We start from the raw sequence: 21951 nt of genomic DNA, 5'->3' as shown, positions 1-21951 counted from the left end.
TCAGTATGCTGAGGCCCGGAGCACGGCGTCAAGAGGACAGGGAGTGACCCCGGTGGGAGTGCGCAAGGAGCGGGCGGCGGAGACGGAGGCGGCTCTCAAGGAGGCGGCCCGACGGCTGTTCGTGGAGAACGGCTACCTGAACACCAAGATCACCGACATCACCCGGGCCGCCGCGCGGGCCACCGGCTCGTTCTACGACCACTTCGCGAGCAAGGACGAGCTGCTCGAGGCCCTGCTGCGGGAGATGGACGACCAGGCCGACCGGGCGATCGCCGCCGACGGGCACGACCGGGAGCACGACCTCTCCGACCAGGAGCAGCTGCGCGAGCACCTGGCCGTCTCCTGGCAGGTGTTCCGGGACCACCTGCCGGTGGTGGTCGCGCTGACCCAGTCGATGATGGCCGAGCCGCCCGGCTCCGGCCGGGCCTGGGCCGCGCTGGCCGCCGAGACCGCGGTGTTCCGCGACCACCTGGAGTACATGCGCGAGCGGGGCCACCGGCTGCCGGGGGAGCCGGAGTTGGTGGCTGCCGCGATGGGCGGCATGCTCTCGATGTTCGGCTACGCGGTGCTGACGGCGGGTGAGCACGGCCCCGGCGCGACCGACCGGGAGATCGTCGACACCCTGACCGCGCTGCTGCATCGCGGCCTGGCCGGCGGCGGGAACTGACCGGAGCTCCGGGACGTGACTGTTACCGGGTGGGTCGGCCGACCGGGTTAGGCTGCCCTGGACCCTTCCGCGCCACTGCGCCACCGCGACGTTCCACGACTCTGCCGACTCTCGACTCTTGCCGGCTCCCGCCGACCGAGTGTCCTGCCCCGGAGGTATCCGACCTTGCACATCGACGTATGGCTGGAGAGCGTGCCGCCGAACGCGGTGTACGCGCTCGTTGGCGCGATCATCCTGCTGGAGAGCCTGGGCATCCCGCTGCCCGGCGAGATCGCGCTGGTGACGGCCTCGGTGCTGGCCGCCAGCGGTGTGGTCAACCCCTGGCTGGTGGCGGCGTGTGCGATCGCCGGTGCGATCATCGGTGACTCGATCGGCTATTCGATCGGGCGCAAGGGCGGCAAGCCGCTGTTCGAGAAACTCGGCCGGAAGTTCCCCAAGCACTTCGGCCCTGACCATCTGGCCACCGCCGAGCGCGCGTTCCAGAAGTGGGGCATGTGGGCGGTCTTCTTCGGCCGGTTCATCGCGCTGCTGCGGATCTTCGCCGGACCGCTCGCGGGCTCGCTGAAGATGCCGTACTGGAAGTTCCTGATCGCCAACGTGCTCGGCGGCGTCATCTGGGCCGGTGGCACCACCTGGCTGATCTACACCGTGGGCAAGGCTGCCGAGCAGTGGCTGAAGAGCTTCTCCTGGGTCGGCCTGATCCTGGCCGCGTTGTTCGGCGCCGGGTCCGCCTGGGTGCTCAAGCGGCGGGCCGCCAAGCACCGGGCCGAGCACCCGGAGACGTCGGGCGGGCAGCCCGTCGCCGAGGCCGAGGTCGAGGCAGAGCCCGTTCCGGCCCAGGCGGCTGACTGAGAGTCAGCTGACGGAGTGACCGGCCGCCGGTGATCCCCACAGGGGGTCACCGGCGGTTTCGCGTTCCGGCCACCGTGGTCCTGAGGGTCAGTCGGAGTCGTCGGGGCGAGCGGCCAGGACGCGGGTCACCAACTCGGTGAGCGTCGCCCGTTCTTCGGTGTCGAGGACGGCGAACCACTGCTGCTCGCGCCGGGTCTGCTCGGCGAACGCCTCCCGGACGGCGGCCTCGCCCTGCGCGGTCAGGGCGACGGCGACGGCGCGGCGGTCGTCGGGGAGCGGACGGCGCTCGACCAGGCCGTCCCGTTCGAGGGTGTTGACCGCGTTGGTGACGGCGGACCTCGACATCGCCGAGAGCTCGGCGAGCCTGGCCGGCTGGGTCGGGCCCAGCAGCCAGAGCTTGAACATCAGCCGGAAGCCGGGGAGCGTCCAGCCGCGCGGGCGGTGGATCTGGCTCTCCAGGTCGGCGACCACCAGGTAGGACAGGTGCAGCAGGTGGTAGGCGAGCGAGAAGGCCTCCGGGTCGGCCGGCGGCGGCATCGCTGCCAGCCGGTCGCGGGCGAAGGCGGCGTATCGGAGATCGGGTCGGTCTGATTGCTCTGGTCGGTCTGGTCGGTCCACGGGACAGAGTCTTGCGCATGGCGGCGCAGTAGGAGATTGTTACGGCCATAACAATCTCACCAGGGAGAGTCCTGTGCAGATCACCATCGCAGGCGCGGGCATCGGCGGACTCGCCACCGCACTCAGCCTGCACGCGGCCGGGTTCGCGGACGTCGTCGTACACGAGGCAGCCGAGGAGATCCGTCCGCTCGGCGTCGGAATCAACCTCCTCCCGCACGCGGTACGGGAGTTGACCGAACTGGGCCTGGCCGACCGGCTGGCCGCGATCGCCGTCCCCACCGCCGAACTGGCCTACTTCAGCCGGTACGGACAGGCGATCTGGTCCGAACCGCGCGGACTCGACGCCGGCTACCGGTGGCCGCAGTACTCGGTGCACCGGGGCAGGCTGCAGCTGCTCCTGCTGGACGCCGTCCGGGAGCGGCTCGGCACGGATGCCGTCCGGACCGGGAGTCGGATCACCGGTCTGAGCCATGACTCCGACCTGCTGGTCGGCGCCGACGGCATCCACTCGGCCGTCCGGGCCGCGCTCTTCCCCGGCGAGGGGGCGCCGCCGTGGAACGGGCTCGTGCTGTGGCGCGGAACGACCTACGGCAAGCCGTTCCTGACCGGCCGGTCCATGATCATGGCGGGGGACGGCTCGCAGAAGTTCGTCGCCTACCCGATCGGCGACGGACGGCAGATCAACTGGATCGCCGAGCGGCCGCTGGACGGTGAGCCGCCGGAGCGCGGGAACTGGAACCGTCCCGCCGACCTGGCCGCCATCGTCGAGCACTTCGCCGACTGGCAGTTCGACTGGCTGGACGTGCCGGGGATCATCACCGGAGCCGAGGCCGCCTACGAGTACCCGATGGTGGACCGCGACCCCCTCCCGTTCTGGACCAGGGACGACGTCGTCCTGCTCGGCGACGCCGCCCACGCGATGTACCCGATCGGCTCCAACGGCGCCTCCCAGGCGATCATCGACGCCCGGGTGCTCGCCCACTCGCTCGCCACCACCGGCTCCGCCGCCGCGTACGAGGAGATCCGCCGCCCCGCCACCACCGCGCTCCAACTCGCCAACCGGCAGCAGGGACCCGAGGTGGTCATGCGGCTCGCCCACGAACGGGCCCCCGACGGCTTCTACGACATCGAGCAGGTCGTCCCGCTTGCGGAGCGCACCGAGATCGCCGCCTCGTACAAGCGGATCGCGGGCTTCGACCCCGCCCTGCTCAACGAGCGCGCGTCCTGGAGCGTGCGGTGAACCTGGAGAGCCTGGCCACCTTCGAGGTGCGGCTGGACCCGATCCTCGACCTCGGCGACTCGCACTGGGGCCGCCGCCGGGTGATCAACATCATCGGCGGGGCCTTCGAGGGACCGCGCCTGGCCGGAGAGATCCTGCCGGGCGGCGCGGACTGGCAGGTGCTGCACCCCGACGGCATGGCCAGCATCGACACCCGGTACACGCTGCGCACCCACGACGGCGCGCACCTCTACCTCGCCACCAGCGGCGTACGCCACGGCCCGCCCGAGGTGCTCCGGCGGCTGGCCGCCGGGGCGGAGGTGGATCCGGCCGAGTACTACTTCAGGCTCTTCTGCCGCTTCGAGACGGGCGACGAGCGCTACCGGTGGCTCAACCACACCCTCGCCGTCGCCTCGGCCACCCGTACCGGCGACGCCGTCCGCTACACGGCGTTCACGCTCACGTAGAGGTCTCCGCCGGTCGAAGAGCACGCTATAGGGTGAGTGTCGATCAGCGACGCGACGGACACGGAGGATCGCATGGGTCAGGAGCAGTGGACGACGGTCGACGAGTACTTCAGTGAGCAGCTGATCGGCGACGACCAGGTGCTGACGGCCGCGCTGGCGGCTGCGGACCAGGCGGGCCTGCCGCAGATCGCGGTCGCGCCGAACCAGGGCAAACTGCTGCACCTGCTGGCGAGGACGGCGGGGGCGAAGCGGATCCTGGAGATCGGCACGCTCGGCGGGTACAGCACGATCTGGCTCGGACGGGCGCTCCCGGCGGACGGGCAGCTGATCACGCTGGAGATCGACGCCCGGCACGCCGAGGTGGCCCGGCAGAACCTCGAACTGGCCGGACTCGGCAAGCAGACCGAGGTCCGGCTCGGCCGGGCCGCCGACACGCTGGCGGCGCTGGCCGCCGACGGGGTCGAGCCGTTCGACTTCTACTTCATCGACGCCGACAAGGTGAGCAACCCGGACTACGTGGCCTGGGCGATCGAGCACTCGCACCCGGGCACCCTGATCGTGGTGGACAACGTGGTGCGCGGCGGTGCGGTGGCGGACGCCGGCAGCACCGACCCGAGCGTGCTGGGCACCCGTCGGCTGCACGACGAACTGGCGGCCTCGGACCGGGTGTCGGCGACCTCGGTCCAGACGGTCGGCACCAAGGGGTACGACGGCTTCACCCTGATCCGGGTGGAGCGGTAGCGCGGTAGAGCGGTAGTCAGCGGTAGGTCTTCAAGGAGTACGGAATGCGGATAGGACTGCTGGGCACCGGCCCCTGGGCGCAGCGGGTGCACGCACCGGCGCTGGCCGCGCACCCGGAGGCGGAGTTCGCCGGGGTGTGGGGCCGCAGGCCCGAGGCGGCGGCGGAGCTGGCGGCCGAGTACGGCGTGCCCGCGTTCGCCGACGTCGATCGGCTGCTGGCCGAGGTGGACGCGGTGTCGATCGCGCTGCCGCCGGCCGTGCAGGCCGAGTACGCGGTACGGGCGGCCGAGGCGGGCAAGCACCTGCTGCTGGACAAGCCGGTGGCGCTGACGGTCGATCAGGCTCGCGGGGTGGCGGAGGCGGCGGAGCGGGCGAAGGTCGCCTCGGTGGTGTTCTTCACCCTCCGGTTCGGCGCGGACCAGGCCGCCTGGCTGACCGAACAGGCTTCGCGGGGTGGGTGGTTCACCGCCCGCGCCGAGTGGTTCGGCTCGGTCTTCGCACCGGACAGCGGCAGCCCGTACGCGGACTCGCACTGGCGGCGGGAGAAGGGCGCACTGTGGGACGTCGGCCCGCACGTGCTGTCGATGCTGCTGCCGGTGCTCGGTGACGCCACCGAGGTCAGCGCGGTGGCCGGGCCGCTGGACACCGTGCACCTGGTGCTGCGGCACGTCGGCGGCGCGTCCAGCACCCTGACGCTGAGCCTGACCACCCCGGTGGCGGCGGCCGTGGACGGTGTGGTGGTCGAACTGCGCGGCGACGCCGGGCGGTTGGTGATGCCGGACCGGAACGAGAGCCCGCAGACGGCGTACGCCCGGGCGGTCTCGGCGCTGCTCGCCTCGGCGGCGGACGGGACGGCGCACCCGTGCGACGCGGCCTTCGGGCTGCGGGTGGTCGAGCTGCTGGCGGAGGCGGAGAGCTCGCTGCGGGGGTGACAGTCCGTCAGAGGCCGGGCGGAGAAGGGCCGGTGCGACGACTCAGGCCGGCAGGCAGGTTCGGAAGGTGGTCCCGTCCGGAGTGTCCCGGACGGTGAGGGTGCCGCCGTGGACGGTGGCGATGTCGCGGGCGATGGAGAGGCCGAGGCCGCTGCCGCCTTCGTCGCGGCTGCGGGCGTCGTCGAGGCGGGTGAAGCGCTCGAAGATCCTCTCGCGGTCGGCGGGCGGGATCCGTGGGCCGTCGTTGGTGACGTCCAGGATCACCAGGCCGTTCTCCTCCTCCGTACGGAGCTGCACGGTGACCGCGTGCCGGGCGTGGCGCTGGGCGTTGTCGAGCAGGTTGGTCAGCAGGCGGCCCAGCCACAGCGGGTTGCCGGTGACGGTGAGGTCGGGCTCGATGTCCAGGGCGATGGGGCGCGGCTGCGGGCCACGGGCCTGCACGGCGGTGCGCACGAGCTCGGTGAGGTCGACTCGCTGGCCGGGACGGTCGCTGCCGGTGGCGTCGAGGCGGGCCAGCAGCAGCAGGTCGGTGGCGAGGGACTGCAGGCGATCGGTGTCCTGGAGAGCGCCGGCCACGAGTTCCTGGCGGATGTCCGGGTCGGGGTGGGTGAGGGCCACCTCGAGCTGGGTGCGCAGGACTGCGAGGGGGCTCCGTAGTTCGTGGGAGGCGTCGGCGATGAAGCGGCGCTGGCGGGTGCCGGCGGCTTCGAGGCGTTCGAGCATGGCGTTCATGGTGTGGGCGAGGCCGGCGATCTCGTCGTCGCTCGCGGGCTCGGGGACCCGCCGGTCGAGGTCGCGGTCGCCGATGGCGGCGACCTCTGCACGGATGGCCTCGACCGGTCGCAGGGCTCTGCCGGTGGCGCGCCAGGTCAGCACCCCGGTGGTGAGCAGCAGGACCGTGCTGAGGGCGGCGAGGGCGGCGGCAGTGATGTCCTCGGCGGTGTCGGCGGTGTGGAGGGAGGCGCCGACCTCGATGCTGACCGGGCCGGTGGGGGTGTCGGCCGTGGTGGTGACGACCCGCTGGTGTTCGAGGTCGACGTCGGTGGTGGCGGCCGGGCTGCCGGCGACGGTGGTGCCGCCTGCGTCGGTGACGCGGATGTAGTCGATGCCGCGGCCGAGCGGCAGTTGGGCGGGCAAGGTGCCGTCGGTGGCGAGGCGGGCGACGGACCGGCCCTGTTCGCGGGCGCTGTTCTCGACGGTGCGCTCCAGGTTGGCGCGCAGGAGCAGCAGCGAGACGGCGGAGGCGACCAGCAGGACGACGGCCACGCTGCCGCACGCCGCGAGCGTGGTGCGGGTACGGACCGACCGTGGCGCGAGGCGGGCGGTCCAGGTGACCACCCGGGGGTGATGAGCGAGGCGGTGCAGCGCGGCCCGTGTGCGGTCGCGGAGCCGGCGCGCTCCGGTCGGGTCAGCCACCGTCGGCTGCCAGGCGATAGCCGGCCCCGCGCACGGTCTGCAGCGAGGCGCGTCCGAAGGGTGTGTCGATCTTGCGGCGGAGCGCGCTGATGTGGACCTCGACGGTGTTGGGGTCGCTGTCGGGCCCGCTGTCCCACAGCTCGTCGAGGATCTCCCGCTTGGAGACGGCTTCGCCGGCCCGGCGGGCGAGGTGGTCCAGTAGGGCGAACTCGCGGGGGGTGAGGGGGATGGCGGTGCCGGCCCGGGCGCAGGTGCGGGCGGCGGAGTCGACGACCAGGTCGCCGAGGACGGTGCGGCGGGGAGCCCGGCTGCCGATGCGGCGGGCCAGGGCCCGGAGGCGGGCGGTGAGGACGACGAACGAGAACGGCTTGGACAGGTAGTCGTCCGCACCGGTGTCCAGGGCTTCGGCCTCGTCCCATTCGCCGTCCTTGGCGGTGAGCATCAGGATGCCGACGTCGCTGCCCGCGGCCCGCAGGCGGGAGCACACCCGGTACCCGTTGAGGCCGGGCAGCATGATGTCGAGCACCACGACGTCGTAGGCATGGTCGGTGGCCCGGGCCAGGCCGGTCAGCCCGTCGTGGGCGAGGTCGACGGTGAATCCCTCGGCGGTCAGGCCGTGCTGGAGAGCCAGGGCCAGTCGGCGTTCGTCCTCTACCACCAGTACGCGCATACCCCCAGGGTGGCAGGTCGCCGCGGCGGGAAGCTGAAGGTGTCTTCAGGTCTTCAGCGGATCTTCAGGAGCAACTTGGCAGGCTGGTCGTGTCGTCCGGGCGAAGTCCCCGGACCGGGCGGTCCGGGGCGGGCTGGTGGCTCCTGGCGGGAAGGCCATTTCCATGATTACCTCATCGGCCCTGCTGGCCGTGAACCCACTCGACGCGGGCTCGCTGCTCGCGTCGTTCGGGGCGCTGGGCGTCGCCGTGGTGCTGTTCGCGGAGACCGGCCTGCTGGTGGGCTTCTTCCTGCCGGGCGATTCGCTGCTGTTCACCGCCGGGCTGCTCTGCACCACCGGTACTCACAGCGGCCCGCATCTCGACCTCGCCCAGGTCCTGGCCGCGTCCGCCGTCGGCGCCCTGGCCGGCGCGCAGACCGGCTACCTGCTGGGCCGCAGCGGCGGCAAAACCCTGCTCGCCCGTACGAACAACAAGCGGCTCCAGGAAGGCGCACTGCGGGCCGAGGAGCTGCTGAACCGGTACGGACACCGCAAAGCGGTGGTGCTGGCCCGGTTCGTCCCGGTAGTGCGCACCGTCCTGAACCCGATGGCCGGAGCCCTCGGAGTCCCGGCCCGGACCTTCACCCTCTGGCAGGTCCTCGGCGGGCTGATCTGGACGACCGGCCTGGTCCTCGCCGGGTACGCGCTCGGCTCGTCGGTGCCGAACGTGGACCGCTACCTGCTGCCGATCGTCGCACTGGTGGTGGCCGTCTCCCTGCTGCCGCTGCTGGTCGAACTGGTCCGCTCCCGTCGCCGGGCGGTCCGGCGGTGAGCCCCGCCGGTACGGTTCTGGCCTTCGACGCCTTCGACGCCTTCGACGGCCGGAGTGTGGACGGCGGCCTGTACCTGCGGGTCGAGCACTGGGCCCAGCAGCTCCCGTCCTCGGTGGGCACCGCGGTCGAGGCGTTCTCGTCCTACGGACTGGCTCTGCTGGCGGTGCTGATGCTGGCGGCGTGGTGGCGCGCCCGCCGGGGCGACGGCGCGGTGATGGCCCGGGCGCTGGCCGCCCCGCTGTGCGTGGTCACGGTGTTCGCGGCCGACAGCCTGCTGAAGGCGCTGCTGCGAGAGCCGCGTCCGTGCCAGGTGCTCGACGCCGGAGCGACCCTGGAACCCTGCCCCGGTGTGGGGGACTGGTCACTGCCGAGCAACCACACCGCCATCGTCTTCGCCGGTGCCGCCGCGCTCTGGCTGACGGACCGTCGGATCGGTGCCCTGGCGGTGCTGCTGGCCGTGGCGATGGGAGTGTCGCGAGTCCTGGTCGGGGTGCACTACCCGCACGACGTGCTGGCGGGTGCGCTGGCCGGTGCTGCCGTCGGCTACTGGCTTGCCCGGCAGGCCGGCCGTGGCGGCGCCCGGGTGGACCGGGCCCGGCAGGGCCCGCTGCGCCGGTGGCTGACGGTATGAACGGGTGGAGGCGCACGGCCTGGTGGGTGACGCCGGCCGTGGCATGGTCGCTGTTCGCCGTGCTGGCCGCGGTGCTCGCCGCCCGTGGGTGGGCGCCGTTCGGCTTCGAGTCGGGGGCGGTCGACTGGAGCGTCGCGCATCGGCCGCCCGTCGCCAGGGCCCTGGCGGTCGCGGTGACCTCGCTCGGCAGCGGGCCGGTGCCCTATCTGGTGGCGCTGGCCGCAGGAGCGGTGTGCGCGCGTAGGTCGACCCGCCCGCGTGCGCTGCTGGTCCTGGTGGCGCCGGTGCTGTGGCTGATGGTCGGTCAACTGCTGCGCCAGGCGCTGATGCTCGTCCTCGCCCGTCCGCGGCCACCGCTCGAGGGCTGGGCCGCGACCGCGTCGGGTTACTCCTTCCCGTCCGGGCACGCCTTCACCTCGGCACTCTGTGCGGGCCTGCTGGCGCTGGCACTCGCCCGCCGGCCCGGCGCGGTGGCCGCACTGGCGGTGTCCGCGGTGGCGATCGGCATCAGCCGGATATATCTGGGCGTCCACTGGCCGCTGGACGTGCTCGGGAGCTGGCTGCTCGCGGCAGGTTGGCTCGCCGTCGGCGCCCGGGTGCTGGGCGGCGTGGGCGGCCGGGGAGCTGAAGACGGCACCGCAGGTGAACGGCGCGCTCGGTCGGGAGCTGGTGCTGAAGCGGTTCGTGTCCTTCCTCGGCACAAGGTGAGGCGAGGGGGAAACCGCCCGGCCCGATCCCTCGTCCACTACGATGATCGGCTGCTTGGGCCGGCCGACTGATTCAGGGGGAACCGTGGGGACAACGTCCGGCCGGCTCAGGACCGTTCAGCCCGGTGGAGGGCCGACGGACGGGTCCGCGGTGAACCCCGGTGGCGGCGTGGTGTCGCGGCGGCGGGTGCTGCGGCTCGGGGCCGGCGTCGTGGGTGGTGGCGCTCTGCTCGGGGCCGCTGCCAGTGGCGGGATGCTCGCCGGGTGGCTGCCCGGCGGGGTGAAGCTGAAGAAGGTGCTGGGGCTGACCGGTACGGACGGTACGGTGCCGGACGTGGCGCCCGGGGTGGTGCGGGTCGAGCAGATCCGTTCGGCGGCGCGGAGCCGGGAGGTCACGATGGTGACCATGCTGCCGCCCGGCAGCGCGGCGAGCGCGGCGAGCACGAACCTGCCGGTCTGCGTGCTGCTGCACGGGCGCGGGAACGACGCGCGGGGCATGGTGACGCTGGGGGTGCCGCAGTTCCTGGCGGCCGCGGTCGAGGCCGGCGTGCCGCCGTTCGCCGTCGTCGCGGTGGACGGTGGAGACGCCACGTACTGGCACCAGCGCTCACCCGGCGACGGCGACGACCCGCAGACGATGCTCCGCGAGGAGCTCCCCGGCTGGCTGCACGCCCGCGAACTGCCCACGCCGCGTGCGGTCATGGGGATCTCGATGGGCGGTGCGGGCGCCCTGCAGTACGCCCTCGGGCGCACCCAGAGCGGCCGCAACCTGGACGCCGTGGCGCTGCTCAGCCCGGCCGTCTTCGGCACCTGGGCGGACGCCCGCACCACCGGCGGGTACGCCGACGAGGCGGACTGGCAGGCCCACGAACCGACGCTCCGCCTCGACCGGCTGCGGGTCGGTGCGCTCGGCGTGTGGTGCGGCCAGGAGGACCCGTTCTGCCCGGCCGCCCGCGAGGTCGCGCGGCAGGCGCGAGCGCGAGCGGCGCACTTCCCGGACGGGGAGCACACGGACGGGTTCTGGCGGCGGGTGCTGCCCGACGCGATGGCGCAGCTGGGGCACACGCTCGGGAGCACAGGCGCGGCGGGCGGCGGGCAGGTCGGGGCCGGGTAGTGCTCACTGCTTCGGTCTTCTTCGGAAACGGGTTCTACTCGCCCTTCCGGGTGCTCGGCAGGCGTCAGCCAGAGCTGCGGTTGGGACTTCCGGTAGCGCTCGTTGCTCTCGGACTGCCGAAGGAAGAAGCCCTCCGCATCGGGCCGAACCACTTCCAGGACCGGGAACGGAGGCCGCCGGTAGAAGGCGATCGCCCGGCCGGGTGATCTTTCGGCGGTCTGGGTATCAAACCAAGGGTGATCGGCGAGCGAGGGGGCGGACTTCGAATGGGGGCAGCGGACGAGCAGGACCTTCAGGACGGGGAAGGTTGGCTGACGAAGGCCGAAGTCCGGGAGATCTGGCCGCAGATCAGGCCGGGCAGCATCAGGGCCGTGGCGCGGGCCAACAGCGTACGTACCTCGGCTGCGCCCTCCCCGGACCTGACCCGCGAGCCGACCTACCACGCGGCCGACGTGTGCCACGTGGCCGCGCGGATCGCCCGGGGTGAGGCCGATGTCGCGTCCTGGCAGCGCGCCGACTCCGACGCTGCACGCGACGATGCCACACCCGGCCCACCGGTTCGGCAGCCCGTCAGTTGGGGGCCCGAGAACGTGCCCGGGCTGATCCTGCTGGCCATCATCGTGGGGCTGATCCTCTGGGGCCTGACCTCTCCCGACAACCACGGCACAGTAACGAACTTCGTGCGCTGAGTGCGCTAACCAGCCGTTGCTCTATCGATCTTGGCCCTCTCTGTCAGCTTTGGGGAGGCGTCCCGCTTTGTCGGGTTGGCCTGAGAGGGAACTGGCGGCTGACCGGCCGATCCCGGGCCACCCACTACCGCAGACTTCAGCCACCGCCCGTGCACGGGCCCAGGCCGCCCCAGGTCCAACCCTCAGACCTGAAACCCGAAGAGCGCGATGCGGTACTGGAGTTGATGAACAGCCCTGAGAACGTCGAGCCGGCTCCCGCGCAGATCTGGACCCGCAAGCTGGATGCCGGGCGCTACCACTGCTCGGTCTCCACGATGTACCGGATCCTGCGCGAACACGGGCAGTCGGGAGAGCGCCGACGCCAGGCCACCCACCAGTGCCAAGACCGTTCACCAAAGCCGCCGGCCCGCGCAAGGTCAGCGGGTACCACGCCTACGTCATCATCGACATCTTCAGCCGCCACATCGTCGGCCACACCGTCGAACTGGCCGAATCCGCCGAACGGGCCGAGGAGTTGATCCGCGAGACCATCGCGCGCAACGCCATCGTCCCCGAGACCGTGCACCCCGACCGCGGCACTTCGATGACCTCCAAGAAGGTCTCCCAGCTGCTGATGGTGTCCGTCAAAGCGGAGCAGGCTCACCTCGACGACCAGGGAGGGGAGCAGCCCCGGGCCCGTGGAACCCGGCGTCACCGCAGTGTCATGCGACGGCCCGCCCCGAAGGCACCGGGGACACTACGGGTGAACCGCCGCGCAGCCCACCTACGATCTCGCTCACCGACTGCGCCGGTCGATCTGGCGCCGACGCCACCAAGTTCGCGCCCAACGCAGCCACTACCGCCGCAAAGCCGATCTTCAACCATGAAGATCACATCTGGAGCATTAGGCTGCAGTCGAAGCGTCCCGGTAAAGCACGGTACGGAAAATCCCGGAGACCGTGGCCCCGAGGAGAAGTGCGCACATCAGGAGTAGAGCGGCGACCAGTCCGCCCGCAACGGCAGGACCCACGCTGTTCGACTCCACTCCGAGCATGAATGCCACGAATCCGATGACCACCGAGAGTCCCATGGGCAGCGCGATCCACAGCGAGCCGTACACCTGCCGGGAGAAGGTCTCGCGCAGCATCCGCGCCGACTGGCGGGTGCCCTCCGCCACCCCGAGTCCGTCGATCATCATGGCTGGCAGCGCCAGGTAGGTGGCGACCGCCCATCCGGCACTGAACAGTTCGTTCATGATCCAGCCGACGACCGGGATCCGCTCCAGCTGTCGGATGAGCAGCAGAACCGTCGTGTTGAGCAGGCTCCACACCAGCAGCCGTCGCCAATACCGCGCGGCTCGCCGATAGTTCGCACCTATCCGGGCGGGCTCTCCCCGCAGCACGTCATTGACCGCGCAGATCATCGCGGCGCTGGAGAGGGTGAGCGTGAATCCCAACAGGAGATAGCCGACACCCAAGGAGATCACATCGAAGGTGGACGCCGAAGGCTCAGCCCCGTCCCGAAGGAACGTCGGCACCGCCACGCCACCGGAGATCAGGGCCAACGCGGCACCGCTGAGTAGCGGGAACGTCAGCAGACGGCGGTTGTTTCGCAGTACCCCGAAGGACAGACGAACGGGCTGAACGGTACTCACGAGAGGTTCCCCCACGGGTGGTCATGCTTCGTCGACGCGCACAGGCTATGGCAGTCGCCAGTGCCACTCATCGCGGAGGCGTCACCGTCACAAGCCAGAGCCGGCGTTGCTGCTCGTGACCCGGACGACACACCGCTCAGCCAGCCCTGGAACCTCGCCAGTGCTTCCGAATGATCACCGGGTCGACTCCTGGCAGGCGGCCATCCCACGGCCCGTGTCCGCCACGGTGCTCGCCCCGTGCTCACGCTTTGAGCTGGCCCGTCTGGCGCCGGGAAGGCCAGGCTGTCGCCAGCCGCCGCCAACGCCGGCCGCACACGATCGAGGGGCGGCCCCGTGAAGACCGCCCCTGACGGGCCATCAGCCCACTGCACTCACCGCGCAGTCGTCTGATCAGGCAAAACGTCGAAGTCCTGCTGGAGTACAAGGAAGAGGCGGGTCAGCTGACGGGTGCCCAAGCCGACGCGGGAGTTGGGGGCTGCACCGTCGATCTGGTCGAACTCCTCATCTGGGCCCACGAGTACCGCCGCCCCGTGCCCTTGTCCGCCCACCTCGGCGGCCGCGTCGAGGCGGCGTAGGAGGGAGCATCCCCGCGCGTGCGGGGCCGATACTTTCTGACCTGCAACGTTGCAGCGGCTTGAACCCGTACAGATTCAGCTCGAATCAGGCGCAGCGCCCCATCAATTTCGCGGATCACCACCAACCGCCCTGATCCGGCGGCGGCGCTCGGCAACGAGGTCTGCGAGCAGTACCTCACCACCGGCCTCAAGGTGGCCGCGATGCTCAGCGAGCTGGACGCCTTCGCCTGAACCCGCCTGGCACGGAGGGCTGTTCAGTGCCGACCGAGCACCTCGGCGAGCCGGCTCACGCCGTCCTCTCCGTGCCCGAGCGCGATGGTCCGGCGGACCAGACCCTCGGCCGCGCGCATCACCCCGGAGTCGATGCCGTGCGACTCGGCGGTGTGTACGACGTGGGCCATGGTGGAGACCCCTGAGGTGAGCGGGTTGATCGCGCCCGAGTAGCTGCCGCTGTCGAAGTCCTCGGCGAACTCCGCGAACAGCGGGGGCAGGATCGCGCCGATCCCCTGGGCGAACGGCACCAGCTCCCGTCCGCTGATGCCCTCCGCCTTGGCCAGCGCCAGCGCGTGCACGTACCCCGCCATCGCCGTCCAGAAAATGTCCAGCAGCGCGATGTCGAAGCCGGCCGCCCGGCCGATCTCCTCGCCGAGGTGGGTGTGGGTCCCGCCGAGCACCGCCAGCACCGGCGCGTACCGCTCGTAGAGGTCAGCCGGCCCGCTGTGGATGAAGACCGCCTCCGGCGTGCCGATGCTCGGGGCCGGCGTCATGATGGCGCCGTCCAGGTACTCGACGCCGTGCTCCGCCGCCCAGGCGGCCGTGGAGCGAGCCCGGTCCGGTGAGTCGGCGGTCAGGTTGACCACCGTCCGGCCCTTGAGCGCGGCCTCGACCTCCTGGCGGCGCAGCACGGCGTCCGAGGCGTCGTAGTTGACCACGCAGACGACGGTCAGCTCGCTTGCGGCCACGGCTTCCTCTGCGGTGGTCGCGCTCACCGCGCCCCGGGCGACCGGCTCGGCGTCCCGGCCCGGGGTGCGGTTCCAGACTGTGGTGCGGATGCCGGCGTCCGCGAAGGCTCCGGCCAGGGCGCGGCCCATCGGCCCGAGGCCGAGCACGGTGACGGTGGGCCGGGTGTGGTTGGTGGGCATACTTCATCTCCTGTAGACATGGTGGTGGACAACGATGGCGCCGGGGGGAAGAGATGACGCGCAGTCAGGCCGTGAACCCGAATGTGTGCGGGGTGACCGCAGCGATCGCTGTGATCGACGGCAAGTGGAAGACGTCGCTGCTCTGGCTGCTGGAGGCCGGCCCGCACCGCCCCGCCGAACTCCGCCGACGGCTGCCCGGCCTCAGTGAGAAGGTCCTCACCCAGGCCCTGCGCGAGATGGAGTCCGACGGTCTGGTGCACCGTGAGGTGCACGATGTCCTTCCGCTGAAGACGGTCTACTCGCTGACCGACTTCGCCCGCCGCCTCTCCGAGGCCCTCGGCCCGATCTCCGACCTGGGCCACGAACGCCTCGACCGCATGGCGGCCGAGCAGGCCGGGCAGGGCGAACTGTCGGCCTCCTGACCTGCTGTCATCTCCCTTCGTCCTTCTGGGTACCAGTCTCGTCGCACCCGCACGCCCCTGCCCAGTACGCACAAAAAGGTGGCTACTGGGCAGGGACACGCGATGGTCACCAGGTGACGGGCACAGCCGCCGACATGATGGCCATCCGGCCAGACACCCAATCGGCCGATACCTCCGTGCTCCAACAGCCCTCTCACAGGGGTCATCCCCGCGCGTGCGGGACCGACTCGAGTTGGACTTGGCCACTCGACCAGGTGCCCGGAGCATCCCTGCGCGTGCGGCGCCGAGCTGTGACCTGGAAATGCGGAGTGTGGAAGGGTGGTGGGCCATACGCATAGTTCTCCTCGAGCCACCGGCGTGGCCTTTCGAGGCCTCGGCCCGGTCGCCGGCTGAGGCTCTGTCAGTGCTGCACATCAGGGCCAGCGATCTCATGCGCGCATACCTCTCCTCGCCTACCGAGCAGGCGCTTCGATCCCGCGAAATCATCAACGCTGGAGGGTCGTTGCCGGACGAAACCGTCAACGCCGTCGTCGGCGACCACCTGCGCCAGGCCCCCACGGCCTTCGTCCTCGACGGATACCCGCTCCGGGTGAGCCAGGCACCCACTCTGGAGGAACTGCTCCACGAGCTCGGCACACCCCTCGACTGCGTGGTGAACCTGCACCTGCCCGAACAGGAGAAGGAACGCCTCATCCGCTGAGGGGACGATCGGGAAGAGACCGTCCGCGGTCGACTCAGGTCCTACGACGCAAGGGTGGAGCCGGTCACGCAGTACTACGCCCGGCAGGACCTCCTCATCACCGTCGACGCGGTCGGCACGCCCGACGAGATCGCCACGCAGGCGCTCGCCGCCCTCCGCTGACCCCGACCGAAACGGGGAGGTCACGCAGCCCCGCCCCCGGTCAGCCGCAGAACTCGGCTTCCACGAGTTGGAGTTCACCCTCGAACCAGTCGCCGTTGGTGTTGAACGCCACCGCGTGACGTCCGTCCCTGGTGGTCAGGGCCAGTGTCACCGAGCCGTGGATGCCGCCGTCGTGGCCCCAGACGGTGATCCCGCAGGAGAGGGTGGCGTGGCCGATGCCGAGCCCGCCGACGGATGCCGTGCTGAGCATCTCGTCCAACTGGGCCTCGGGGAGCAGCTGTCCGCGCATCAGGGCCGCCAGGAACCGGGTGAGGTCGTCGGTCGTGGAGATCATCTCGCCGGCTGACCCGCCCCAGGATGGGTTGAGCTCGGTGGTGTCCACCGTGGTCGTCGATCCGCCGAACAGGGTGGAGTACCCGCGTGCGTGCGGCCGGGGCAGGCCCGTGGCGGTGCCGGGCAGGCTGGTGCCGGTCAGACCGAGGGGCTGGATGATCCGGCGCTCGATCTCCTGGGCGTACGAGTGTCCGGTCACCCTGCTCACGATCATGCCGGCCAGGATGAAGTTGGTGTTGGAGTACTCGTACCTCGCCCCTGGCGCGAACACCGGTGGGTGCGACATCGCCACTCGCACCAACTCCTGTGGCTGGTAGGTGTCGTAGCGGTGGGTCAGGAACTCTGCGGTGAACAGCAGCTGGGCCAGCGCGGGATCCTCGTCGTAGGAGAACACACCGCTGGTGTGGTTGAGCAGCTGCCGGACGGTGATCGCTGAACCGTCGTTGCCGTTCCCGCGCACCACTCCCGGCAGCCACTTCTCCACCGTGTCGTCGAGGTCGAGCCGTCCCTCGTGCTGGAGTTGGAGCAGCACCGTGGCGACGAAGGTCTTCGTCACGCTCCCGATCCGGAAGCGCTCCCGGGGCGACCGCGCCTGCCCCGTGGTGGTGTCGGCCACCCCGACGGCTGCCGACCAACTACCGTGGCCCTGCCGGGCGGTGGCGATCATCCCGGGCAGGTGCTCGGCCTGCACGGCCGCTGCCATCGCGGTCCTGGTCGCCCGGTGCCCGGCCCCGCCGGCCGCAGCTGCGGGGAGGGCGGTGCCCACCACCATCGTTGCGGCCACCGCCACTGCCGCTGACGCCAACCCGCGCCGGAGCGCCCTGTTCCGAGTCATCACTGTCTCCCGAGATCCGTGGTGGTCTCGTCCCCCGACTCCTGTGCCGGAGGACGCACCGCCGGGACCCGAAGTTCCGCCGAAGCCCTGCCCCGACCCGAAACCCTCCCCGAGGATGATTGCCCCCGGCAGCGTCTTCCGAGAAGTTCACCGAAAGCCGGTTGACCCACGGCGAAGAATGAGAACGTGATCTCCGAAGAACGCGCCGTCGAACTCGTCGAATCCCTGCTGGCCCGAGAACGCCTGACGTGGGCGTCGACAGGACCGCTCCCCGAGCTGACCGTCACCGAGGTGCAGGAACATGTGGTCGGCTGGCTCGTCTTCTGGAACTCGGCGGAGTACGCCCGCACCCGGGATGTGGGCGACGCCCTCGTCGGCAGCGGCCCGTACCTGGTGGACCGTCAGGACGGCAGCATTCACCATGTCCCCGCTCCCACCTGGGCAGCCGAGGACTGGGAGCAGCTCTATCTCCAGGAGATCGAGGGCGCCCGACCGCTGGACTCGTCGATTCGCGCTCTCCTGGACTCCGCCGGAGTGATCCCCGCGATCAAGCATCTGCGGAAGCAGGTCACGCCACTGAACCTGCGGCAGGCCGTGGAGTATTCCGACGCCGGCGAGGAGGACTTCGGCCAGGAGATCGCCACGGCGGAGGACGCGTCGGCCGCCCGGGCGATCGCTGAGGCGAGCATCGGAGCCGGACCCACGATGGTCTGACGGTCGGTCGAGCCCCGCTTGTAGTCGAAGTTTGCTACCGAGGGCCCTTCCGTTCGAGCGATCGGGCCCTAGCTGTCGGCAAATCCCGCAATCACCATCGGATCTGATGGGATTCGATCCGGTGCGAATACCTGGATCTCTCGGGTGTGCTGGAAGCGTCGGTCAGCTGTCGTCAAACGTTCCTTTTGACGACACCGAAGTCACGGAACCCGAAGTCAGGCTGATGGGGCCGGTCGCCTCAACGGATTTTCCCGCTCTTCCTGTGCGCGGCAAACGCCGCCGGCATCTGAGGGCGGGCTTGCTCATAAGGCAGGTGGGCATGGGGAGTGCAATGGGCGATAGACGGATGGCGGAATGTGTGCCCTGTGGTCGGCCGCCATTGATTCGGTCGCAGGGACATGGATTCACCAAGTAAGTCAAGACTTTCCTTGAGAGAAATTTGACCGTAGGGTGTGGCTCGAATCGAAGGAGCCCCCTGTTGTCCAAAACGAATGATCCCGCTGTGCGTGCGGTTGAATCCGAGCGGGATTATGTGTCCTCCTTGCACGAGTTCCTCGCCGAGCGGATTTCCGAGGCGCGAGTGCACCGGGCGAGTGTGCTGAAGGCCCCCGCGGACAGCGCCGGTGAGGCATGCGAGAGAGAAATCGCCGCCGAGCGTCTGGCCAAGGAAATCGATCGGCTGGAGGGCGCCGAAAAGGGGCTGGTCTTCGGGCGCATCGACTGGACGGACGGCACGGCCCTGCGCATCGGGCGGATCGGACTGCACAGGGAGGAGGACGACCTGCCGCTGCTCGTGGACTGGCGCGCGAACGCGGCGCGGCCCTTCTACGAGGCGACACCGGTCCACCCGATGGACCTGCGGCGGCGCCGGCACCTGCGCATCGAGGAGCGCACGGTCGTCTCGGTGAGCGACGAACTGCTGGACGGGACCGCCCCGACCGACGAGGACGTCGTGGGGGACGGCCCGTTGACCGAGGCCCTGTCGGCACGGCGTACGGGCAGGATGCATGCGGCCGTCGCGACGCTGCAGGCCGAGCAGGACGAGATCGTCCGCTCCGCGCACCGCGGGGTGACCGTGGTGCAGGGCGGGCCCGGCACCGGTAAGACGGTGGTCGCCCTGCACCGGGCCGCCTATGTCCTGTACGCGTTTCCGCGCGCCGCGGAGGAGGGTGTCCTGGTCGTCGGGCCGAACGCCCGGTTCCTCGACTACATCTCCCAGGTCCTTCCCTCGCTCGGGGAGAACGACGTCGTCCTGGCGACCTGCCGGGAACTGGCCGGAGTGTCCACGGACACGGTGGACCGGTTCGATGTGGCGCGTCTCAAGGGCAGCTCCGACCTCGCTGAGGCCTTGGCCGGCCTGCTGCGCGAACACCAGGCCCCCGCCGGTGACTTCACCGTGCGGGTCGGACAGGAACTGGTTCACCTCTCCGGCGAGGAGGTCGCCACGGCACGCAACGCCGCCGTGGCAGCCGTACCGGGGCACAACGCCGCACGCCGGGTGTTCAAGGAGCTCCTGGTCGATGCCGTCACCGATGCGATGCAACGAGACATGGGTGACCTCCTGGAGCAGATCGACGCCGATACCGAAGCGATGACGGGCTTGGACCTCGACCGGTTCACGGGAGCCGCCCAGCGCCGTGCCGAAGGTGCGGCCGACTCGGGTCCGGTCCACGAACTGGACCTGGACGCCATCCGAGCCGATCTCCTCGACGACGCCGGCGTCGACCGAGCGGTCGAGGTGTTGTGGCCGCGGCTGGTCCCCGGTGCCCTCGTGAAGGCGCTCCTGACGAACGCCGGCGCTCTCGCCGAGCGCCTGCCCCGCCTGACCGCGCAGGAGCGGTTCCTTCTGCTGCGGGGTCAGGACGACCCGTGGACCGACGCCGATGTGCCGTTGCTGGACGAGGCGGCGAGCCTGGTCGACGGCCCGCCCGAGCGGACGTACGGGCACGTCGTCGTCGACGAGGCGCAGGAGCTGACCGCCATGCAGTGGCGGATGATCGTCCGCCGATGCCCGTCGCGGGCGATGACGCTGGTGGGTGACTTCGCCCAGGCAGGCCCGGTCGCGACAGCACGCGACTGGAAGGAAGCACTGAGCCCCCACGTCGGCCCGCGGTTCAAACTGCACAGCCTGACCGTCAGTTACCGCACCACGCAGGAGATCCTGGAGAGCGTCCGGGACCTGCTCACGCGGATCGCTCCGGACCAGAAGCCCACACGGTCACTGCGAAGCGGTGAGCGCCCTCGCACCGTGACCGCACCTCCGGACGGGTCGGTGACCGCCGTCGTCCGGGAAGTCCGCGCCCAGAGCACCGCGCACCCGGGTGAGCTTCTGGGAGTGATCTGCGCTGACGGCAGGGCGAGCCAGCTGACGGCCCAGGGCATCGCCCACTACGCACGCATCGTGCCGGCGTCCGAAGCACGCGGCCTGGAATTCGACGGGGTGGTCGTCATGAACCCCGAGGAAATCATCACGGCTCGCCCCGGTGGGGAGAGGGACTTGTACGTAGCCCTGACCCGGGCCACCAAGCGCCTGTGCACAGTCGCCGTCCAGCCCGCCTGACGATCCGGCATTCGCGGAAGTCGCGCTCCCTATGGAGGAAGAACCTCCGTAGGGATGTGGATTCGTGCGAATCGTCGTCTCCCGGCCGCGGAGCAGGGGAGCGGACGCCGCCTGTGCGGTCGCGGAGCGCCGGCTCAGGCGAGGGCGGCGGCCAGCACGCAGTGTCCGGGGAACGTCCTCCCACGGGTGACTCCGCGTGGTGGGCCGCCGGTCCCGTGGTCCGGTCGTCAGTTCAGCGGTCGGCGGGGAAGCGTGCGGTGACCGGGCCTTCCGGGGTCTCGCGCTGCAACCACACCGGCCGGCGGCCGAGTTCGGCGACGGCTGGTGTCACGTACAGGATGCCCGGCTGCTCACCCGGCTCCGCCGTGTCGTAGGCCGCAGCGAGGACCAGGCGGAGGACCTCGCACGCCATGCCGTCCGGATCGGCCGCGGCGGCGAGCGGGTCGAGCCGGGCGCCCAGGTCGATCAGGGCTTGCCGCAGCGTGCTGGTGATGCGGCTGACGGGTGCGCCGTCCAGGGCGGGGTGGCCGCTGGTGTCCGGATGGTTCAGCAAGGTTGCGGTGGTCGGTGGCGAAGAGGTCACGGTATCCATGCCCTGGACGCTAGGGGAGGGCGCCGACACCGGCGAGGCCGCTCCTCGACGATCACCCGATCGGGGCGCGTACGGTCGAGCGCGGCTCGGCGTCGGGGTGTCCCGGTGCGCGCCGTGTCGGTGAGGGGTGGCAGGCTTTCCGGTACAGGTCAAAGGATATGACGACGGCTCACACGAGATCCGGGTTCTGCTGGCGGAGCGGACAGCGCGCGAGCGACGTAGCCAGCGCGAGGGCGGCACCGAGGTGATGAAGCTCTGCTGTGTCTCTGCTCGGACGCGGCCTCGACGCGACGAAGGCGTACCTTGCGGTGCACCCTTCGGTGGCTGCTGCGGCGGCCGTGGCGCGGCTGCGGGAGGGGAGTCGAGCGGTGAGTTCGAGGGCTTCTCGGTGGCGGGGCTCTCCGCGTACTACGACGGGTACTACGGGGACTGCTGAGGACGGAGTGCCGGTCGGGCGGACGCGGACCGGATCCCGCCGCCGCGACCGGCGAGCGGGTGCGGTGCTTGTACGCCGGGTGCGCCTGGCATGCTCGCGTCCGAAAAGACTGCAGGTCAAAGCCCTTCTCCAGGGCCGCTGTCAGGTCTAGCATTCCGGGCACGACAGGTCCGACCCGAGCCGTCAGGGCTGTCGAGCAGAGCGGCCGCGCTCATCGCGGCCGAGCCTCCCCGGCCGGGGCCCGGGGGAATCCTCCCCAGGTCTTGGCCCTCTGCGGTCGGCCCTGATCCGTGCACACCTCCCCCGAGACCC

Annotated in this window: 23 protein-coding genes; 16 read left to right on the top strand and 7 right to left on the bottom strand. The window is 70.8% G+C overall.

All coding sequences use genetic code 11. The features are described 5' to 3' along the window. Positions 1–52: 52 nt before the first annotated feature. Together ACXJMZ_RS24170 and ACXJMZ_RS24165 are read left to right on the top strand one after the other, a co-directional pair. On the top strand, positions 53–667 hold the full coding sequence (locus tag ACXJMZ_RS24170) for a TetR/AcrR family transcriptional regulator (RefSeq protein ID WP_457032148.1): 615 nt from the start codon (positions 53–55) through the stop codon (positions 665–667). Between the two features lie 165 nt (positions 668–832). Then, positions 833–1519 (top strand): DedA family protein, encoded by a 687-nt coding sequence (locus tag ACXJMZ_RS24165; RefSeq protein ID WP_457032147.1) that lies wholly within the window; start codon positions 833–835, stop codon positions 1517–1519. An 87-nt stretch (positions 1520–1606) separates the two neighbouring features. On the opposite strand, the gene ACXJMZ_RS24160 is transcribed toward ACXJMZ_RS24165, so the two are convergent. Beyond that, positions 1607–2056: a MarR family winged helix-turn-helix transcriptional regulator gene (locus ACXJMZ_RS24160; RefSeq protein ID WP_057234891.1), complete on the bottom strand. Its 450-nt coding sequence runs from the start codon at positions 2054–2056 to the stop codon at positions 1607–1609. A gap of 154 nt (positions 2057–2210) precedes the next feature. On the opposite strand from ACXJMZ_RS24160, the gene ACXJMZ_RS24155 reads away from it, so the two are divergent. The 4 genes from ACXJMZ_RS24155 (at position 2211) to ACXJMZ_RS24140 (ending at position 5496) form a co-directional block, all read left to right on the top strand. Beyond that, positions 2211–3377, top strand: coding sequence for a flavin-dependent oxidoreductase (locus ACXJMZ_RS24155; RefSeq protein WP_457032146.1), 1167 nt, complete (start codon positions 2211–2213; stop codon positions 3375–3377). After that, positions 3374–3823, top strand: a complete 450-nt coding sequence (locus ACXJMZ_RS24150) for a DUF3237 domain-containing protein (RefSeq protein ID WP_235502702.1) — start codon at positions 3374–3376, stop codon at positions 3821–3823. Before ACXJMZ_RS24155 ends, ACXJMZ_RS24150 begins: the two co-directional genes overlap by 4 nt. Before the next feature lie 72 nt (positions 3824–3895). Continuing rightward, positions 3896–4564 carry an O-methyltransferase gene (locus tag ACXJMZ_RS24145; protein ID WP_457032145.1) on the top strand — a complete coding sequence of 223 codons (669 nt, stop codon included), beginning with the start codon at positions 3896–3898 and terminating at the stop codon, positions 4562–4564. 44 nt (positions 4565–4608) lie between these two features. Then, positions 4609–5496 carry a Gfo/Idh/MocA family protein gene (locus tag ACXJMZ_RS24140; RefSeq protein ID WP_457032144.1) on the top strand — a complete coding sequence of 296 codons (888 nt, stop codon included), beginning with the start codon at positions 4609–4611 and terminating at the stop codon, positions 5494–5496. Between the two features lie 42 nt (positions 5497–5538). Here ACXJMZ_RS24140 and ACXJMZ_RS24135 read toward each other — a convergent pair whose 3' ends face one another. Next, on the bottom strand, positions 5539–6912 hold the full coding sequence (locus ACXJMZ_RS24135) for an ATP-binding protein (protein WP_457032143.1): 1374 nt from the start codon (positions 6910–6912) through the stop codon (positions 5539–5541). Beyond that, entirely contained in the window at positions 6905–7582 is a 678-nt protein-coding gene (locus tag ACXJMZ_RS24130; RefSeq protein ID WP_457032142.1) for a response regulator transcription factor, read from the bottom strand. Before ACXJMZ_RS24130 ends, ACXJMZ_RS24135 begins: the two co-directional genes overlap by 8 nt. Before the next feature lie 163 nt (positions 7583–7745). Between ACXJMZ_RS24130 and ACXJMZ_RS24125 the strand changes: the two genes are divergently transcribed. The 6 genes from ACXJMZ_RS24125 to ACXJMZ_RS24100 all read left to right on the top strand — a co-directional run bounded on the left by ACXJMZ_RS24125 (position 7746) and on the right by ACXJMZ_RS24100 (position 12508). Next, positions 7746–8393: a DedA family protein gene (locus ACXJMZ_RS24125; RefSeq protein ID WP_457032141.1), complete on the top strand. Its 648-nt coding sequence runs from the start codon at positions 7746–7748 to the stop codon at positions 8391–8393. After that, a complete protein-coding gene (locus ACXJMZ_RS24120; protein ID WP_457032140.1) occupies positions 8390–9025 on the top strand; it encodes a phosphatase PAP2 family protein in 636 nt (211 codons plus the stop codon). Before ACXJMZ_RS24125 ends, ACXJMZ_RS24120 begins: the two co-directional genes overlap by 4 nt. 38 nt (positions 9026–9063) lie before the next feature. Next, complete coding sequence (locus ACXJMZ_RS24115; protein ID WP_457032139.1) at positions 9064–9804, top strand: phosphatase PAP2 family protein; 741 nt, start codon at positions 9064–9066, stop codon at positions 9802–9804. A 79-nt stretch (positions 9805–9883) separates the two neighbouring features. Next, positions 9884–10846, top strand: coding sequence for an alpha/beta hydrolase (locus tag ACXJMZ_RS24110; RefSeq protein ID WP_457032138.1), 963 nt, complete (start codon positions 9884–9886; stop codon positions 10844–10846). Between the two features lie 236 nt (positions 10847–11082). Then, complete coding sequence (locus ACXJMZ_RS24105; protein ID WP_457032137.1) at positions 11083–11535, top strand: hypothetical protein; 453 nt, start codon at positions 11083–11085, stop codon at positions 11533–11535. Between the two features lie 376 nt (positions 11536–11911). Then, the gene (locus tag ACXJMZ_RS24100; RefSeq protein ID WP_457032136.1) at positions 11912–12508 is read left to right on the top strand and encodes an integrase catalytic domain-containing protein; all 597 of its coding nucleotides are present in this window, start codon (positions 11912–11914) and stop codon (positions 12506–12508) included. Here ACXJMZ_RS24100 and ACXJMZ_RS24095 read toward each other — a convergent pair. Together ACXJMZ_RS24095 and ACXJMZ_RS24090 are read right to left on the bottom strand one after the other, a co-directional pair. Then, positions 12419–13168 carry a DUF6159 family protein gene (locus ACXJMZ_RS24095; protein WP_457032135.1) on the bottom strand — a complete coding sequence of 250 codons (750 nt, stop codon included), beginning with the start codon at positions 13166–13168 and terminating at the stop codon, positions 12419–12421. The genes ACXJMZ_RS24100 and ACXJMZ_RS24095 overlap by 90 nt on opposite strands. Positions 13169–13997: 829 nt before the next feature. Next, positions 13998–14885 carry an NAD(P)-dependent oxidoreductase gene (locus ACXJMZ_RS24090; protein WP_457032134.1) on the bottom strand — a complete coding sequence of 296 codons (888 nt, stop codon included), beginning with the start codon at positions 14883–14885 and terminating at the stop codon, positions 13998–14000. Between the two features lie 53 nt (positions 14886–14938). Here ACXJMZ_RS24090 and ACXJMZ_RS24085 point away from each other — a divergent pair, with 53 nt between their 5' ends. Then, complete coding sequence (locus ACXJMZ_RS24085; protein ID WP_457032133.1) at positions 14939–15307, top strand: winged helix-turn-helix transcriptional regulator; 369 nt, start codon at positions 14939–14941, stop codon at positions 15305–15307. A gap of 301 nt (positions 15308–15608) precedes the next feature. Beyond that, positions 15609–16007 carry an adenylate kinase family protein gene (locus tag ACXJMZ_RS24080; RefSeq protein WP_457032132.1) on the top strand — a complete coding sequence of 133 codons (399 nt, stop codon included), beginning with the start codon at positions 15609–15611 and terminating at the stop codon, positions 16005–16007. 202 nt (positions 16008–16209) lie between these two features. Here the strand turns inward: ACXJMZ_RS24080 and ACXJMZ_RS24075 are convergent, their stop codons facing one another. Further along, a complete protein-coding gene (locus ACXJMZ_RS24075) occupies positions 16210–17337 on the bottom strand; it encodes a serine hydrolase domain-containing protein (RefSeq protein ID WP_457032131.1) in 1128 nt (375 codons plus the stop codon). A 186-nt stretch (positions 17338–17523) separates the two neighbouring features. Here ACXJMZ_RS24075 and ACXJMZ_RS24070 point away from each other — a divergent pair, with 186 nt between their 5' ends. Together ACXJMZ_RS24070 and ACXJMZ_RS24065 are read left to right on the top strand one after the other, a co-directional pair. Beyond that, the gene (locus ACXJMZ_RS24070; protein WP_457032130.1) at positions 17524–18051 is read left to right on the top strand and encodes a YrhB domain-containing protein; all 528 of its coding nucleotides are present in this window, start codon (positions 17524–17526) and stop codon (positions 18049–18051) included. Between the two features lie 532 nt (positions 18052–18583). Further along, positions 18584–20611 carry a HelD family protein gene (locus ACXJMZ_RS24065; RefSeq protein ID WP_457032161.1) on the top strand — a complete coding sequence of 676 codons (2028 nt, stop codon included), beginning with the start codon at positions 18584–18586 and terminating at the stop codon, positions 20609–20611. A gap of 232 nt (positions 20612–20843) precedes the next feature. Here the strand turns inward: ACXJMZ_RS24065 and ACXJMZ_RS24060 are convergent, their stop codons facing one another. Next, positions 20844–21203, bottom strand: a complete 360-nt coding sequence (locus ACXJMZ_RS24060; protein ID WP_457032129.1) for a hypothetical protein — start codon at positions 21201–21203, stop codon at positions 20844–20846. Positions 21204–21951 lie beyond the last annotated feature (748 nt).

The organism is Kitasatospora sp. P5_F3 (genome assembly GCF_054049135.1).
This window is presented reverse-complemented; position numbering and strand designations above follow the sequence as displayed.

Bases quoted from the DNA above. Each gene is read 5' to 3' on its own strand.
- ACXJMZ_RS24160 (WP_057234891.1), bottom strand. From the start codon at position 2,056: ATGCCGCCGCCGGCCGACCCGGAGGCCTTCTCGCTCGCCTACCACCTG.
- ACXJMZ_RS24145 (WP_457032145.1), top strand. From the start codon at position 3,896: ATGGGTCAGGAGCAGTGGACGACGGTCGACGAGTACTTCAGTGAGCAG.
- ACXJMZ_RS24140 (WP_457032144.1), top strand. From the start codon at position 4,609: ATGCGGATAGGACTGCTGGGCACCGGCCCCTGGGCGCAGCGGGTGCAC.
- ACXJMZ_RS24130 (WP_457032142.1), bottom strand. From the start codon at position 7,582: ATGCGCGTACTGGTGGTAGAGGACGAACGCCGACTGGCCCTGGCTCTC.
- ACXJMZ_RS24125 (WP_457032141.1), top strand. From the start codon at position 7,746: ATGATTACCTCATCGGCCCTGCTGGCCGTGAACCCACTCGACGCGGGC.
- ACXJMZ_RS24090 (WP_457032134.1), bottom strand. From the start codon at position 14,885: ATGCCCACCAACCACACCCGGCCCACCGTCACCGTGCTCGGCCTCGGG.
- ACXJMZ_RS24085 (WP_457032133.1), top strand. From the start codon at position 14,939: ATGACGCGCAGTCAGGCCGTGAACCCGAATGTGTGCGGGGTGACCGCA.
- ACXJMZ_RS24080 (WP_457032132.1), top strand. From the start codon at position 15,609: ATGCGGAGTGTGGAAGGGTGGTGGGCCATACGCATAGTTCTCCTCGAG.
- ACXJMZ_RS24075 (WP_457032131.1), bottom strand. From the start codon at position 17,337: ATGACTCGGAACAGGGCGCTCCGGCGCGGGTTGGCGTCAGCGGCAGTG.
- ACXJMZ_RS24060 (WP_457032129.1), bottom strand. From the start codon at position 21,203: ATGGATACCGTGACCTCTTCGCCACCGACCACCGCAACCTTGCTGAAC.